The following is a 15140-nucleotide window of genomic DNA, read 5'->3' on the forward strand; positions in this document are numbered from 1 at the left end:
GGACAGTACCAAGTGACACCTTGGGAATTATCTGATAACTGATTGCAGTAGTTGGTGGTACTTGATTCAGTCGTCTTCAGACGACTTTGGCTATGAATCAAGGATTCTAATCCTTGGCAATTGTTGCTTTCTCTTTCTCGCAGCGTACAACAATCAACAAACAACAATCAACAGACAACAAAATACTTGCGATCACAATCATTTAAGGGTTTTCCGGCGATTTATCGCTGATATTTAATGCACTAAATGCATATTTTTGATACATAATGTGCATTTTTGCAGATATTTCGTAACAAATTATACGATTTTTATGTGTTTACAACTTTAACCTGAATGCATGTGAATCAATATTAAGATTCAGTATCCCGGAAGAATTGACCAACTGATCAAATATCTAAGTCCTTTGTCATTTGTTCTTTGTCATTAGTGTCAGGCTAATGACCGACGACTAATGGCCAATATCTAAATGACTGATGATTAATAACTAATCATGACAGAAGCAGTAACTACCGTCACGGCCAGCCTCAATAAATTCGAGAAATTTAAGGCAGAAAAAGATGGACTCGCCGTCAAGGCAGAGATAGAGAAATTTGCCTCTATTGGGTGGGAGGCAATGGACGAAACCGATCGCGATCACCGTTTGAAGTGGGTAGGGGTATTTTTTCGCCCAGTCACTCCCGGCAAATTCATGATGCGGATGCGGATGCCAAATGGTATTGTCACAGCTGCTCAAATGCGAGTACTAGCTGAAGTAGTGCAGCGTTATGGTGATGACGGCAGTGCTGACATTACTACTAGGCAGAATATTCAATTACGAGGCATTCGGATTGAGGATTTACCAGAAATTTTTCATAAATTTCATACAGTGGGCTTAACCAGTGTGCAGTCAGGAATGGACAACGTCCGCAACATTACTGGCGATCCCGTGGCAGGATTAGATGCTGATGAGTTGTTCGACACGCGCGAGTTGGTGCAACAGATTCAAGACATGCTTACCAACAAAGGCCAAGGTAACCCAGAGTTTACTAATCTACCACGGAAGTTTAATATTGCCATCACCGGAGGACGGGATAATTCCGTTCACGCAGAGATTAACGATTTAGCTTTTGTACCAGCATTTCATGAATATGGGGAGGTGGGGAGATTGGGAGATGGGGAAAAAGATTTCACCCCAACTCCCTATAACTCCAGCAGCAAAGTCTTTGGATTTAATATCTTAGTGGGTGGATTCTTTTCTGCTAAACGCTGTGAAGCTGCCATTCCCCTGGATGCTTGGGTTTCACCAGCAGATGTAGTTGCCGTATGTAGAGCCGTCTTAGAGGTTTTTCGCGATCACGGCTTACGTGCCAACCGTCAAAAATCGCGGCTGATGTGGTTAATCGACGAATGGGGTTTAGAGAAATTTCGCTCAGAAGTCGAACAGCGTTTGGGTAAACCGTTATTACCAGCAGCACCCAAAGACGAAATTGATTGGGAAAAACGTGACCATATCGGCGTATACAAACAAAAACAACCAGAATTAAACTACGTAGGATTACACATTCCCGTTGGTCGGTTGACAGCCGAAGACATGTTTGAAATTGCACGTTTAGCGGATGTGTACGGTAACAGTGAAATCAGGTTGACCGTAGAGCAGAACGTTATTATCCCCAATATTCCTGATTCCCGCTTAGTGTTATTTTTAGCAGAACCATTACTAGAGAAATTCAGTATTGATCCCCAACCACTAAGGCGATCGCTCGTTTCCTGTACAGGCGCTCAATTTTGCAACTTTGCCCTCATTGAAACCAAAAACCGCGCCTTGAACATCATCAAAGCCTTAGAAGAGGATTTAGAACTAACTCGTCCGGTGCGAATTCATTGGACTGGTTGCCCCAACTCCTGCGGACAACCCCAAGTAGCAGACATCGGCTTGATGGGAACCAAAGCCCGGAAAAACGGCAAAGCTGTAGAAGGCGTTGACATCTACATGGGCGGGAAAGTCGGCAAAGAAGCACATCTGGGAACCTGCGTCCAAAAAGGGATTCCCTGTGAAGACTTGCAACCAGTATTGCGAGACTTATTGATTCAGCATTTCGGAGCCAAACCCAGGCAAGAAGCCTTAGTCACTCATTAATAGTGGGTAACTGGTAATTGGTAATGGAAAAAATACCGATTACCAATTAACTAACCACTAACAACAAACAACAAACAACAAACACCTAACAACAAAACAAATGAGCAATCTTTCCAGAAGAAAATTTATTCTCACTGCAAGTACCGCGGCTGCTGCTTCTATCCTGGCTCACGGTTGCTCCTCCGGTGGTTCTCAGTCAGCAACAACAGGTGGCGACAAACCAAGTGCAACCACAGCAGCTAATGTCTCTACAGTAGCTAACGCTCCCAAAGTCGAAACAACAAAAGCCAAATTAGGCTTCATACCACTAACTGATGCTGCACCCCTAATCATTGCCAAGGAAAAAGGTTTCTTTGCCAAATACGGAATGACAGATGTGGAGGTGGTGAAGCAAAAATCTTGGCCTGTCACCCGTGACAACTTGAAAATCGGTTCAGCTGGCGATGGTATTGATGGCGCGCACATCCTCAGTCCCATGCCTTACCTGATGACCATCAACGATAAAGTGCCAATGTATATCTTGGCACGACTAAACACTAATGGTCAGGGTATCTCTGCTGCCAACAAATTGAAAGATTTGAAAGTCGGCTTACAAAGCAAAGCGCTGAAACAAGCTGCTGATCAAGCCAAAGCCAACAAACAAGTGATGAAGGTTGCTATGACCTTTCCTGGCGGTACCCATGATTTGTGGATGCGCTACTGGCTAGCAGCAGGCGGAATCAATCCTGATCAAGATGTAGTTTTAGAACCCGTACCACCACCACAAATGGTGGCAAATATGAAAGTTGGTACTGTCGATGCTTTCTGCGTGGGAGAACCTTGGAATGCTCAATTAGTAAGCCAAAAATTGGGTTACACAGCCTTAGTTACAGGCGAATTGTGGAAAGATCATCCAGAAAAAGCCTTTGCAATGCGCAAAGATTGGGTTGATAAAAATCCCAATGCCACAGAAGCATTACTAATGGCAATTATGGAAGCCCAGCAGTGGTGCGATCAAGCAGAAAATAAAGAAGAAATGTGCAAAATCTGTTCCGACCGCAAATATTTTAACGTTGCTGTTACAGATATTCTCGAACGGTCTAAAGGCAACATTGATTACGGTGATGGACGCACCCAACAAAACTTCCCACACCGGATGAAATTCTGGGCAGATAATGCTTCCTATCCTTACAAGAGCCATGATCTTTGGTTTTTAACAGAAGAAATTCGCTGGGGCTATTTGCCAAAAGATACCAAAGTTAAAGAAATCGTAGACCAAGTTAACAGAGAAGATCTGTGGAAAAAAGCTGCCAAAGCAATTGGCGTAGATGATTCTGAAATTCCTACCAGCGTTTCTCGTGGAGTTGAGACATTCTTTGATGGCGTCAAATTCGATCCAGATAAACCAGAAGCATACTTGAGCAGTTTAAAAATCAAGAAGGTGTAGTGATTTAGTTTCAGGCTAGAAAATCGGGGATTGGGGATCGGGAATCAGGGATTAGAGATAAACTTAACACCCAACCCACAATCCATCTATGTTCATCTGTGTTCATCTGTGTTCATCGGTGTTCGTTCAATTTATTTCCTGGTTGTAGGCAATTACCCATAAGAGTCTAGCTAGAAAACTAGTCCCTTTTTCATAACTGCAAAAACTTATATCAAGTCAACTTGGAGCGCAATCGGAGAAATTAGAAAATGACAGCTACCCTTGGAAGCCGCACGATTAGAAAAAATCCCCGCAAGCAGATTTCTAAAATAATTTTGAAAAAAGTTGTACCACCAGCGGTAGCACTAATTATCTTTCTAGTCATTTGGCAAATACTTTGTTTAAATCCTAATTTTAAATTACCCGGACCAATAGAAACCTTCTCGGAAACTTGGGATCCTTTTATCATTCATCCATTTTTTGATAATGGTGAAAGCGATAAAGGCTTAGGCTGGCAAATACTAAATAGTTTGGGAAGAGTTGGTTTGGGCTTTTCTCTAGCAGCAATTGTGGGAATTTTCTTAGGAATTTTAATTGGTGCTAATAAATTACTCTATTCAGCCGTAGACCCCATCTTCCAAGTGTTACCATGGCACGTCTGGTACAACCACCAACCACTAACACCTTATGCTAAAAGGATTATTTTCATTCAACGGTCGCTACCGCATCTTACATTTGACTTGGTTTGCTTTCTTTCTCACTTTTGTATGCTGGTTTAACTTTGCTCCCTTTGCAACAACCATTGGCAAACAGCTAAACCTGACACCAGAGCAAATCAAAACTTTGGGTATCTGTAACCTCGCTTTAACTATTCCAGCACGCATTATCATTGGTATGCTGCTGGATCGTTTTGGTCCGAGAATTACCTATTCTTTACTACTCATCTTTGCCTCTGTTCCTTGCTTAGCGACGGCACTATCACAGAATTTTGAGCATTTAGTCATTAGTCGCTTGTTGATGGGTATTGTTGGCGCTGGATTTGTGGTGGGTATCCGCATGGTGTCGGAATGGTTCCCCCCCAAAGAAATTGGTATTGCCCAAGGCATTTACGGTGGTTGGGGTAATTTTGGCGCTTTTGGAGCAGAGTTTACTTTACCAACAATTGCAGTTGCTGCCAGTTTTATGAATGGTGGTGCTTCTAATTGGCGATTTGCGATCGCTCTTACAGGTATCATTGCTGCAATTTACGGTCTAATTTATTACAACAGTGTTCAAGATACGCCTGTTGGTAAAGTCTACAAGCGTCCCAAGAAAAATGGTGCTTTGGAAGTAACCAGTGTGAAAAGCTTTTGGGCGCTGATTATCTCCAATTTTGGTTTAATTTTTGCTCTCGGTTTATTAGCTTGGCGCTTGGCACAAAAAAATATTCACTTTTTAACCCAAAGCCAAATGTATTTGGTTTGGTTGCTGTTAGCAGGATTGTTTGCTTACCAAACTTATAAAGCTTATCAAGTCAATAAAGAACTTTTAATTGGCAAGAAAACTTATCCTCCTTCAGAACGTTATCAGTTTAGACAAGTAGCATTACTAGAGTTCACTTACGTTACCAATTTTGGCTCTGAACTTGCTGTAGTTTCCATGCTACCTGCCTTCTTTGAAAAAACCTTTGGTTTGGAGCATGTAGTCGCTGGGATGATTGCCGCTGCCTACCCATTTTTGAATTTAATTTCTCGTCCCAGTGGTGGCTTAATTTCTGATAAGTTTGGCTCTCGGAAATGGACGATGACAATCATTAGCGGCGGAATTGCTGTCGGTTATTTGATGGCACATTTTATTAACAGTAGCTGGCCGATTCCTTTAGCGATCGCTGTGACAATGTTTGCTGCTTATTTTGCTCAAGCTGGCTGTGGCGCAACCTATAGTATCGCACCTCTAATTAAAAAAGAGGCCACAGGACAAATCGCAGGTAATGTAGGCGCTTACGGTAATTTTGGTGGGGTTGTTTATCTGACGATTTTTAGCTTAACCGACGCCTCAACACTGTTTTCTACAATGGGTATAGCCGCAATGATTTGTGCTTTTATGTGTGGCTTTTTCCTCAAAGAACCCAAAGATTCTTTTGCTGGTGCCTATGAAGGTGAGTTAGCAGAAACACCAACTAAAAGGTCTACAATCTTCACAGAAGAATAGCATTATTTTTCACTCCGCGAAATCAGATTCCCGACTTCTCTAAGAAGTAGGGTATCTGTGGCTCTCAATTTTCATAATTTAAATAGAATGACCAAGTATAATTAAATTAATTAACTTTTTTAACCGCCAAGAGACCAAGAACGCCAAGAATTTATAGAGTGTGCGTCGGTCATATTTATAAAATAAAAATTATCTAGTAAATAGAAAAATATTCAGACAAATTTTAAAAGTGTATCAGGATAAACATTTTGTTTGTTTGAATTGATATCTAATAGTTATAAAGACTTATTTTAGTAGTTTATCAAAATATATATAAGCTGAAGTATGGGTTTGTCATAACTCAAATTAGCAATTTTTATCCATGCTAAATTCAAATATTTTTTGACGGGCATTTAGTTGATACTTTCTATGGTTTAAAAACACCAAATTTAGCTGAGTTCCTATTCTATTAACCTGGAATTTCAATATTTAAAAAATCAGTGAAAACGGTGTAATTATATATGACTGAAGTTACTAAAACACTCTGTCCTTACTGTGGTGTTGGCTGTGGTCTAGAAGTTTCACCTCCAGCACAACCTGGCAAAGCAACTCATCGAGATAGTCAAGGGAATCCAATTTGGCGGGTGCGGGGTGACAAAGCCCATCCATCTAGTCAAGGCATGGTTTGCGTTAAAGGTGCAACGATCGCTGAGTCTCTAGATAAAAACAGACTGCATTATCCAATGGTGCGTGACTCCCTAGACCAGAAGTTTCGACGCGTGAGTTGGGATGAAGCTTTTGATTTGATCACCAAACGCATTCAAGCTGTGCGTTTCACTCAGGGGCCAGAAGCAATATGCATGTATGGTTCTGGTCAGTTTCAAACTGAGGACTACTACATAGCCCAGAAACTACTGAAAGGATGCTTGGGTAGCAATAATTTTGATGCTAACTCCCGCTTGTGCATGTCTAGTGCTGTAGCTGGTTACATCCAAAGCTTTGGTGCAGATGGTCCTCCCTGCTGCTACGAAGACTTGGAGTTAACTGACTGTGCATTCTTAATTGGTACTAACACTGCTGAATGTCACCCCATTGTTTTCAACCGACTGGAGAAATACCACAAAAGAAACCGTAAGGTAAAAATGATTGTGGTTGATCCTCGTCGTACACCCACCGCAGAAGCTGCTGATTTACATTTAGCGATTCGTCCTGGTACAGATATCGATTTGTTAAATGGCATTGCTCATTTGTTGATGCGTTGGAACTACATTGATGTCGGGTTTATTGATGACTGTACCAGCAACTTTCCGGCCTATGCTGAGGTCATCTGTCATTATTCTCCAGAAATAGTAGCTGACCGCTGCGGGATCGATATCAAAGATTTGGAAACAGCAGCTAGGTACTGGGGAGAATCACAACGTGTCCTGTCCTTGTGGTCAATGGGTGTGAATCAATCTTCCGAAGGTACAGCCAAGGTTAGAACAATTATTAATCTGCACTTGATGACCGGACAGATTGGCAAGCCAGGGGCGGGGCCATTTTCCCTCACAGGTCAACCCAACGCCATGGGAGGTAGAGAAGCGGGAGGATTAGCCCATTTGTTACCTGGTTATCGCTTGGTGAAAAATCCCCAGCACCGCGCGGAAGTAGAAGAATTTTGGGGACTGAAGCGGGGGCAAATTTCACCCAATCCCGGTTTGACGGCTTGGGATATGATTACTGGCTTGGAAGATGGGACTGTGGGTTTACTGTGGATCGCTGCTACCAATCCGGCTGTGAGTATGCCAGATTTGGAACGAACCAAAGCAGCGTTGATGCGATCGCCTTTTACTATTTACCAAGACGCCTATTACCCCACAGAAACTGCTACTTACGCTCATGTCCTCCTACCCGCTGCCCAATGGAGTGAGAAAACTGGCGTCATGACCAATTCTGAACGTACAGTTACCCTGTGTCGAGCATTTCGCCGTCCACCAGGGGAAGCGAAAGCAGATTGGGAAATCTTTGCTGAAGTTGGGCGGAGATTGGGTTTTGTCGGAGAATTCGCCTTTGCTAACTCTGCCGAAGTTTATGCAGAGTTTGTCAAATTAACTCGCGATCGCCCCTGCGATATGACAGGCTTAAGTCATGAGCAATTGCGATCCCAAGGCCCGACTCAATGGCCCCATCCTGCTGAGGAGATGGGGAGAACTGGAGATGGGGAGATAAATTTCACCCCACCACCCCATCACAAAAGTCCCAGCACTCCGTCATCCAAAAGGCTATACACCAACCTCCGCTTTCACACCCCCGACGGACGCGCCAGGTTTGGGGCATATCACTCGCGGGGACTAGCAGAACCACCAGATCCTGATTATCCTTTTGTGCTTACCACTGGTAGACTTTACGGACATTGGCACACCCTGACACGTACCGGTCGAATTGAAAAAACTCGGCAAATGCACCCCGAACCATTTATAGAAATTCATCCCCGTGATGCCGCTAGATTAGAAATTACTGATAACCAATTAGTGGAAGTGCGATCGCGCCGTTCTAAAACTTTCTTCCCCGCCAAAATCACCAAAGCGATCGCCCCTGGTACAGTGTTTGTCCCCATGCATTGGGGGGCACTGTGGGCAGACAACGCCGAAGCTAATGCCCTCACCCATCCTGAATCTTGCCCCGATTCTCTACAACCAGAATTAAAAGCCTGTGCAGTGCAGTTAATACCAGTTACGGCTGAGTTAACAGTTAACGCCAAAGTGTCAATCGCTGCAAAAATCTAAATTAAAAACACCGACTCTTACGGGTACGGTGTTTAGTAGTTCACTTTAAGTTGGCAAATGGTCTGAACACCACAATAAAGCCTAAATTTTAGCCTTGCTGACTAGAAAATAGAGATTGAAGGTCGGGGATAAGAAAAAGCAGGGTGGTTTCATACGACAATATAAATCACCAATTCTTACTAATTAAACTCTTTGTGTTCTTTGTGTCCTTTGCGGTTATTAACATAAATATCTCTGGATGGAAGGAATTAATTAAAATTTTCTGGCGCTGCTGAATCAAAATATGAATTTACAATTTACGGGTGTGACCAGACGTAGCAATGCCTACAGACGTAGCAATGTGCCTAGAGACGTAGCAATGTGCCTAGAGACGTAGCAATGTGCCTAGAGACGTAGCAATGTGCCTAGAGACGTAGCAATGTGCCTAGAGACGTAGCAATGTGCCTAGAGACGTAGCAATGCTACGTCTCTACAAAATGTAGACAAAATTTTATGAAACTGCCCTGAGATATTGCTAGTCATGGCAGAAACAAACACGCTGGTTTACAAAAACTCTCACCAAAGAAGCGATCGCCTTTTACTCATCTTCAAACACAGCCCCTCGTAGTTTTAACTCTAGCTTCATCTCCAAAGAAAGTCCCTGATTATAGCCAAACAGAGCATTATCTACTTTCGCCCGTGTAAATTTGACATTACTCAAATCAGTATTTCTCAAGTCAGCACCTTGGAGATTTGCATCCTCAAAATCGGCATTTCTTAAATCTGTGTGCTTATTTTTATGATTTAAAATTTCCCAGACTAAACGCCATTTATAATCTAACTTTGTTGCCTGGTTAATTTTCACAGACTTTAAGTTTGCACCACTCAAATTGGCTCCACGCAAGTCAGCACCTTCTAAATTTGCACCTTCTAAATTTGCATTTTCTAAATTTGCATGATCTAATCTAGCACCTAATAACTGGGTACCATAGAGGTTGGCATTCTTCAGGTTGGCATTTCTCAGTTTGGCTCCACTCAACTGAGCATTTTTGAGAACAGCACAGCTAAGATTGGCATGATTTAACTTAGCACTGCTCATATAAGCATTACTTAAGTCTGTATTTACCAATTTAGCGTTGTTCAAATTACCATTCCACAAATACACACCACTTAGATTACCATTAGTAAGATTTGCACTCATAAACCGAGCATCACTAAGGTTAGCACTGCTGAGGTTTACACCCACTAATTCAGCATTGCTCAAGTCGGCACTACTAAGATTGGTATGTTCAAGATTCGCATTGCTGAGATCAGCACCTATTAGTTGAACGCTACTAAGATTAGCACTTACTAATTGAACACTCGAAAGGTTTGTACCCCTAAGATTAGCATCACTGAGGTTAGCGTAGTTAAGATTAGCCTCACTGAGGTTAGCACCACTGAGATTCGCTCCATTCAGGTAGGCATTGCTAAGATTAACACCCACCAATTCAGCATCGCTTAAGTTAGCAAGAATTAAGCTTGCAGTATTTAAATCTTGGCGTATTATTTCCTGATTGATCTTTTTTTGTATTATTTCCTGATTGATCTTTTTTTGAAGTATATTTTGGTTCACATCATTTTCTTGATTTGGTTTGATTTTCAAATTCTTAATATTGCTGTTATTAAATAATAATGATTTTATCCCAAAAATTTTTAATATTTTTTTTGTTGATTTATTTAACAATATTTGTTGATTAAAAACAACAAAAAAACTGGCTAATATAAAACTCAAAACTATTACAAATATCGATGGTTCACCATTTGTGATCAGCAGCATCACTAGAAAACCTAAGCTAACTAAAGTCATTTGCAAAACCGTTAAAATTAATTTTGATTTGGCTTTTCTACTAAAATTAATCTTTTTTCGATTGGCTATAGTCATGCTAAAATCCTCCCTTCTTTACTGAAAAGAAACTAAAATTAATCTCAAAGATAACTATGAGTGAAAATATCAATTTTTATTCGTCTGAAAATTCACAACCTTTTATACTAAAACTAGTATAATTTTAGAAAATAAAGGCTATGTTTACCAATTAAAATTTAAGAGTAAAAAAATTGATAAAATCTATTACTTAATTCAAAAATTAATTAGAATATGCCTTCTAGATCAGCAATCCAGAATGAATTAAGAATAAATTGATAGAATTTAACCCATGATAAGCAGTAATAATTTTTACACTTTTATCTGAAACTTTCCAGATGTCAATAGGCAAAAATTATTTTTTTCGATACAGTTTTGTTTTTGATTTAGCCTGCATAGGCTAATTTGTACTAAAAATCAAGATACTATAAAATTATTAATCTAAGTCATTTACCTTAAGCATAGAGACCGGGGAAGAGATTTTTGTGCGATCGCTGTGTGATTTATCGTATGACTGTCCAGCTTGAGATTGATTCAAAGTTATATAATCGATTATATAGAAGTATAGTAATATTGCTATACTGCCAAATAATGGTAATTTAGCTCTTGCTGTCTCAGTATTTGTCTTTTAAAAGAAACTACAATATAGTAAGTGTTATTTTGCCTTCAAATTTCGATATCTAAAAACTTATCTGACAATAGCTCTAAATAGCTATTTGTTGAAAACGCTTATTTACATAATAAATTTAAATTGAGACCCATCAATGAGAGCAAAATAAAAAACGTCGGAATTAGCTCCATCTCACAAGGGAAGAGATATAATTTAGGTTGACACAATAATTTGATGACAACACAAGAGCTTACTTATAATGTTTTGTACTTAATCAGTTTTGATTATTCTCAAAAATATTGAAGTAAAAAATATTCTAAGTATAAATTTCATTATCTCTACATCCAAGTACATGGGTATTTTATGGCAACACTTGGAGAGCAAAACTACTAAGCTGGTAAATAGCACCTTCAAAAATCTACCAGAATTTCTGGTCTTGTGATTTAGAATTGGCTAAAGTCTGTCTCAGGCAAAAGCCCATACACCAGTGAACAGTGAACAGTTATCAGTGAACAGATCTATAGTCGAGGATTTAAACCTGTCAGCAAAGCTTTCGACTAATTGTTCAGGGACTTAAATCCAAACGACGATGCACTCTTTACTGAATAACTGATGACTGTTATATCACTAGCTAACTACCTGTAAACAAAATTAATTGCTATGTTTGATGCACTTGCTGACCGTTTAGAAGCTGCTTGGAAAAAACTGCGGGGACAGGACAAAATTTCCCAATCTAATATTCAGGATGCTTTACGGGAAGTCCGCCGCGCCCTGTTGGAGGCAGATGTCAATCTCCAGGTAGTTAAAGAATTTATTAGCGAAGTTGAAGCTAAGGCACAGGGAGCCGAGGTTATTGCTGGCGTGCGTCCTGACCAACAGTTCATCAAAATTGTTTACGATGAGTTGGTGCAGGTCATGGGGGAAACAAATGTACCCCTGGTACAAGCGCAAAATCCACCCACGATAGTTTTAATGGCTGGGTTGCAGGGAACTGGTAAAACCACTGCGACTGCTAAGCTGGCTTTACACCTACGTAAAATTGATCGTACTTGCTTGATGGTAGCAACAGACGTTTATCGTCCAGCAGCGATCGAGCAGTTGGTAACACTGGGTAAACAAATTGACGTACCAGTGTTTGAGATGGGAAGTGACGCTGATCCTGTAGAAATAGCTCGTTTGGGTGTAGAGCGCGGCAGAGCCGAAAAATTCGATACCGTAATTATTGATACAGCCGGACGTCTGCAAATAGACGCAGATATGATGGCAGAACTAGCTCGGATCAAAGAAGTCGTCCAACCCCACGAAACCCTCTTGGTTGTGGACGCGATGACTGGTCAAGAAGCAGCTAATTTGACTCGTACTTTTCACGAACAAATTGGCATTACTGGTGCAATTCTCACCAAGCTGGATGGTGATAGTCGTGGAGGGGCAGCGTTATCAGTACGCAGAATCTCAGGAGCGCCAATTAAGTTTGTTGGTGTTGGCGAGAAAGTTGAGGCTCTGCAACCATTTTATCCCGATCGCATGGCTTCGCGAATTCTGGGTATGGGCGATGTTCTTACTTTGGTGGAAAAAGCCCAAGAAGAGTTTGACTTGGCTGATGCCGAGAAAATGCAAGAAAAAATTCTTGCGGCCAAGTTCGACTTTACCGACTTTCTCAAGCAACTACGTTTGTTGAAAAACATGGGTTCTTTGGGCGGCATCCTGAAGTTAATTCCAGGGATGAACAAACTTAGCAGTGATCAGTTGCAGCAAGGAGAAACTCAGCTCAAACGCTGTGAAGCAATGATCAATTCCATGACCCAAGAAGAACGCAAAAATCCAGATTTATTGGCTAGTTCACCTAGCCGACGACGGCGGATTGCGGGTGGAAGTGGGTATAAAGAAGCGGATGTTAGTAAGCTAGTAAGTGACTTCCAAAAGATGCGTTCTCTTATGCAGCAAATGGGTCAGGGTAGCTTTCCTGGGATGCCGGGAATGTTTGGCGGCGGTATGGGCAATCCTCTAGCTGCCGGTGGCAATCGTCCTACTCCTCCCGGATGGCGGGGTTATAGTGGCGGTGCTAGTGCCAAAAAGAAGCCCAAGAAGGACAAAAAGAAGAAAGGTTTTGGTACTTTATAGTCAATGGTCATTAACTATTAGTTATTAGTCATTGGCTTTTGACAAACAACAAATGACACATGACAATTGACTAATAGCAGTTAAGCTCGTGCAAGTGCTAAAATTAGCATTTCAGTATGCAAGTTATGATCTTCTTTAAAAGAGGAACTAACACAAACTGATGAACAAATTAAATTTCTTGTAAAAGTCACTTTTGCAAGAGTCGGGTACAAGGTTAAAGGACAAAAGAAAAACTTGATGGTGGAGAAATTGGAAGATGAAGAAGTGGGGGAGTGGGAAAAGTGTGAGGGGTAGGAGGAGTGGAAGAAGATCAAAAAGTATTTTCTTCCCTACTCTCCCTACTCTCCCTATTCTCCCTATTCTCCCTACTCCCCATACCCCTTACCCCTGACCCAAATCCTTATTAACTATCTGCCAACTCATTGCTAACAATAGGAGAATAGTCCCTCAATCATGATTAAACTGCGCTTGAAGCGATACGGTAAAAAGCGGGAAGCGAGCTATCGCATAATTGCTATTAACAGCCTTGCTCGCCGCGATGGTCGTCCCCTGGAAGAACTGGGATACTATAACCCCAGAACCGATGAAGTACGACTGGATGTTCCCGGGATCGTCAAGCGACTACAACAAGGTGCCCAACCAACTGACACCGTGCGTCGCATCCTACAGAAAGCCAATGTCTTTGAACAGGTCAGTGCAAAAGCCGCTTCCTAAGTTTGTTACAAAATCCCCAAAAGTAAGTCCTGACTACGTTGGGTTAGTACGTTTTTTAATGCAGCCGTTTTTAGAATCTCCTGAGTCTTTGAGCGTCGATTGTGAAATGTATCACACCCGCAAGCGGGCTTGGATTCGCATCGCTTTTGAAAGCACAGACAAAGGTAAAGTGTTTGGTAGGGGAGGACGCAATATCCAGGCGATTCGTACAGTCATTGCTGCTGCTGCTGAAGCTGCTGGTCACTCAGTATACTTAGATATATATGGCAGCAATGGTGTTGGTCGAGAGAGCGCAGCTTTTGAAGAAGAGGGAGAAGAGCGATTGCCCTCGAAATCAAGGGAAAGACGCACTAACGGAAGCCGTCCTGTGATTAAATCTCGTTCCCGCTAGTCTAAACTACGGAAAAAATGGGGTTAAAAATCAACAAAGCACAAAGGCAGACTAAGACCATGACCCCGGAATCAAATCCGGTTACTCGATCATGAGTGTACCCAACATGGCATCTGCCAATGAGACAGGAGAACCCAACTATAACCACAAGGTTTGGTTGTGGGTACTTTACAAATAAAACTCTGCCACTAGTAGATATTACTTGTGGTGTACAAATGGAGTAAGTGACTCAGATAATCTCTGTAAGGAGGTGAAACCAGAGAGTGGCTGAAGTCCGTTTAGGTGAAAATGAGTCGATTGACTCGGCACTAAGACGCTTTAAAAAGAAAATTCAAAAAGCTGGAATTTTATCTGAAGTCAAGCGTCGCGAAAGATACGAAAAACCTAGTCTGCGTCGTAAGCGTAAAGAGGAGGCTGCACGTAAAGGTAGTCGCTACTAAAACTAAAAGCTTTCAGCAGTCTGTAGTTAGCAATTAACTACAAAGTTGACAGCTTGATTGGAGGTTTGCAAACACTTGTTGTAGCCGAACCTCTAAAAGTAGAGATGCTTGACTTTCCCACCCCTAAAAACCCCTAAACAGGGGTGGGGTTTTGTAGATTTTATTAACCCTTTAGAACCAGAAGATTGGAAATTCTAAGTTACGTCTAATGTGAATTAACAAAGGCGCTAATAGATCATGGGAAATACTCAACAAACCAATGACCACCCAACCACCCATGAAAGATCCATCTGTGTTATCTGTGTTTATCGGTGTGTATCGGTGGTCGATTTCTAAAAAAACGTTTTTTACCAGGCGCAAGGAATATTGCGTCTCCATATTCAATTCACATCAGGCGTAAGTTAGAAAGAACTAAGAAATTGATAATTATAAAAGTAGAACTTAAACAAAGTAAATTATTTTTTATCTACCCTTCGGAAAGGCAGAGGGCAGTTGCGATGAAAAAATTTCACGAGCTTTGCCATGAA

Annotated in this window: 10 protein-coding genes and 1 pseudogene; 9 read left to right on the forward strand and 2 right to left on the reverse strand. The window is 41.4% G+C overall.

Annotated features, from left to right (window positions below):
• Nucleotides 1–490 precede the first annotated feature (490 nt).
• From UYK_RS0116575 to UYK_RS0116595, 5 genes and pseudogenes are all read left to right on the forward strand, one after another.
• Entirely contained in the window at nucleotides 491–2116 is a 1626-nt protein-coding gene (locus UYK_RS0116575) for a ferredoxin--nitrite reductase (protein ID WP_016871793.1), read from the forward strand.
• A gap of 100 nt (nucleotides 2117–2216) precedes the next feature.
• On the forward strand, nucleotides 2217–3542 hold the full coding sequence (locus tag UYK_RS0116580) for a CmpA/NrtA family ABC transporter substrate-binding protein (protein WP_009455121.1): 1326 nt from the start codon (nucleotides 2217–2219) through the stop codon (nucleotides 3540–3542).
• A gap of 248 nt (nucleotides 3543–3790) precedes the next feature.
• Nucleotides 3791–4252, forward strand: a pseudogene (locus tag UYK_RS24330) (nitrate ABC transporter permease); the annotation flags it as partial.
• Nucleotides 4209–5711: a NarK family nitrate/nitrite MFS transporter gene (locus UYK_RS0116590; protein ID WP_009455138.1), complete on the forward strand. Its 1503-nt coding sequence runs from the start codon at nucleotides 4209–4211 to the stop codon at nucleotides 5709–5711. The pseudogene UYK_RS24330 and the gene UYK_RS0116590, both read left to right, overlap by 44 nt.
• A 500-nt stretch (nucleotides 5712–6211) precedes the next feature.
• Nucleotides 6212–8455 (forward strand): molybdopterin oxidoreductase family protein, encoded by a 2244-nt coding sequence (locus tag UYK_RS0116595; protein WP_016871796.1) that lies wholly within the window; start codon nucleotides 6212–6214, stop codon nucleotides 8453–8455.
• 577 nt (nucleotides 8456–9032) lie between these two features.
• Here UYK_RS0116595 and UYK_RS0116600 read toward each other — a convergent pair.
• Nucleotides 9033–10358, reverse strand: a complete 1326-nt coding sequence (locus UYK_RS0116600) for a pentapeptide repeat-containing protein (RefSeq protein WP_016871797.1) — start codon at nucleotides 10356–10358, stop codon at nucleotides 9033–9035.
• A gap of 1249 nt (nucleotides 10359–11607) precedes the next feature.
• On the opposite strand from UYK_RS0116600, the gene ffh reads away from it, so the two are divergent.
• From ffh to rpsU, 4 genes are all read left to right on the forward strand, one after another.
• Entirely contained in the window at nucleotides 11608–13068 is a 1461-nt protein-coding gene (ffh, locus tag UYK_RS0116605; protein ID WP_009455152.1) for a signal recognition particle protein, read from the forward strand.
• A gap of 453 nt (nucleotides 13069–13521) precedes the next feature.
• On the forward strand, nucleotides 13522–13782 hold the full coding sequence (rpsP, locus tag UYK_RS0116610; protein ID WP_009455154.1) for a 30S ribosomal protein S16: 261 nt from the start codon (nucleotides 13522–13524) through the stop codon (nucleotides 13780–13782).
• Nucleotides 13745–14173 carry a KH domain-containing protein gene (locus UYK_RS0116615; protein ID WP_009455156.1) on the forward strand — a complete coding sequence of 143 codons (429 nt, stop codon included), beginning with the start codon at nucleotides 13745–13747 and terminating at the stop codon, nucleotides 14171–14173. The genes rpsP and UYK_RS0116615 overlap by 38 nt, the downstream gene beginning before the upstream one ends.
• Before the next feature lie 263 nt (nucleotides 14174–14436).
• Nucleotides 14437–14613 (forward strand): 30S ribosomal protein S21, encoded by a 177-nt coding sequence (gene rpsU, locus UYK_RS0116620; protein WP_009455158.1) that lies wholly within the window; start codon nucleotides 14437–14439, stop codon nucleotides 14611–14613.
• 171 nt (nucleotides 14614–14784) lie between these two features.
• On the opposite strand, the gene UYK_RS0116625 is transcribed toward rpsU, so the two are convergent.
• Complete coding sequence (locus UYK_RS0116625; protein WP_009455160.1) at nucleotides 14785–14991, reverse strand: hypothetical protein; 207 nt, start codon at nucleotides 14989–14991, stop codon at nucleotides 14785–14787.
• Nucleotides 14992–15140: the final 149 nt, after the last annotated feature.

This window comes from Fischerella thermalis PCC 7521 (assembly GCF_000317225.1).
Classification (GTDB): domain Bacteria; phylum Cyanobacteriota; class Cyanobacteriia; order Cyanobacteriales; family Nostocaceae; genus Fischerella; species Fischerella thermalis.

Excerpts from the sequence above, each read along its gene's own strand:
- UYK_RS0116575 (WP_016871793.1), top strand. The coding sequence starts at position 491 with ATGACAGAAGCAGTAACTACCGTCACGGCCAGCCTCAATAAATTCGAG.
- UYK_RS0116595 (WP_016871796.1), top strand. The coding sequence starts at position 6,212 with ATGACTGAAGTTACTAAAACACTCTGTCCTTACTGTGGTGTTGGCTGT.
- rpsP (WP_009455154.1), top strand. The coding sequence starts at position 13,522 with ATGATTAAACTGCGCTTGAAGCGATACGGTAAAAAGCGGGAAGCGAGC.
- UYK_RS0116615 (WP_009455156.1), top strand. The coding sequence starts at position 13,745 with ATGTCTTTGAACAGGTCAGTGCAAAAGCCGCTTCCTAAGTTTGTTACA.
- UYK_RS0116625 (WP_009455160.1), bottom strand. The coding sequence starts at position 14,991 with ATGGAGACGCAATATTCCTTGCGCCTGGTAAAAAACGTTTTTTTAGAA.
- UYK_RS0116590 (WP_009455138.1), top strand. The coding sequence starts at position 4,209 with ATGCTAAAAGGATTATTTTCATTCAACGGTCGCTACCGCATCTTACAT.
- UYK_RS0116600 (WP_016871797.1), bottom strand. The coding sequence starts at position 10,358 with ATGACTATAGCCAATCGAAAAAAGATTAATTTTAGTAGAAAAGCCAAA.
- UYK_RS0116580 (WP_009455121.1), top strand. The coding sequence starts at position 2,217 with ATGAGCAATCTTTCCAGAAGAAAATTTATTCTCACTGCAAGTACCGCG.
- ffh (WP_009455152.1), top strand. The coding sequence starts at position 11,608 with ATGTTTGATGCACTTGCTGACCGTTTAGAAGCTGCTTGGAAAAAACTG.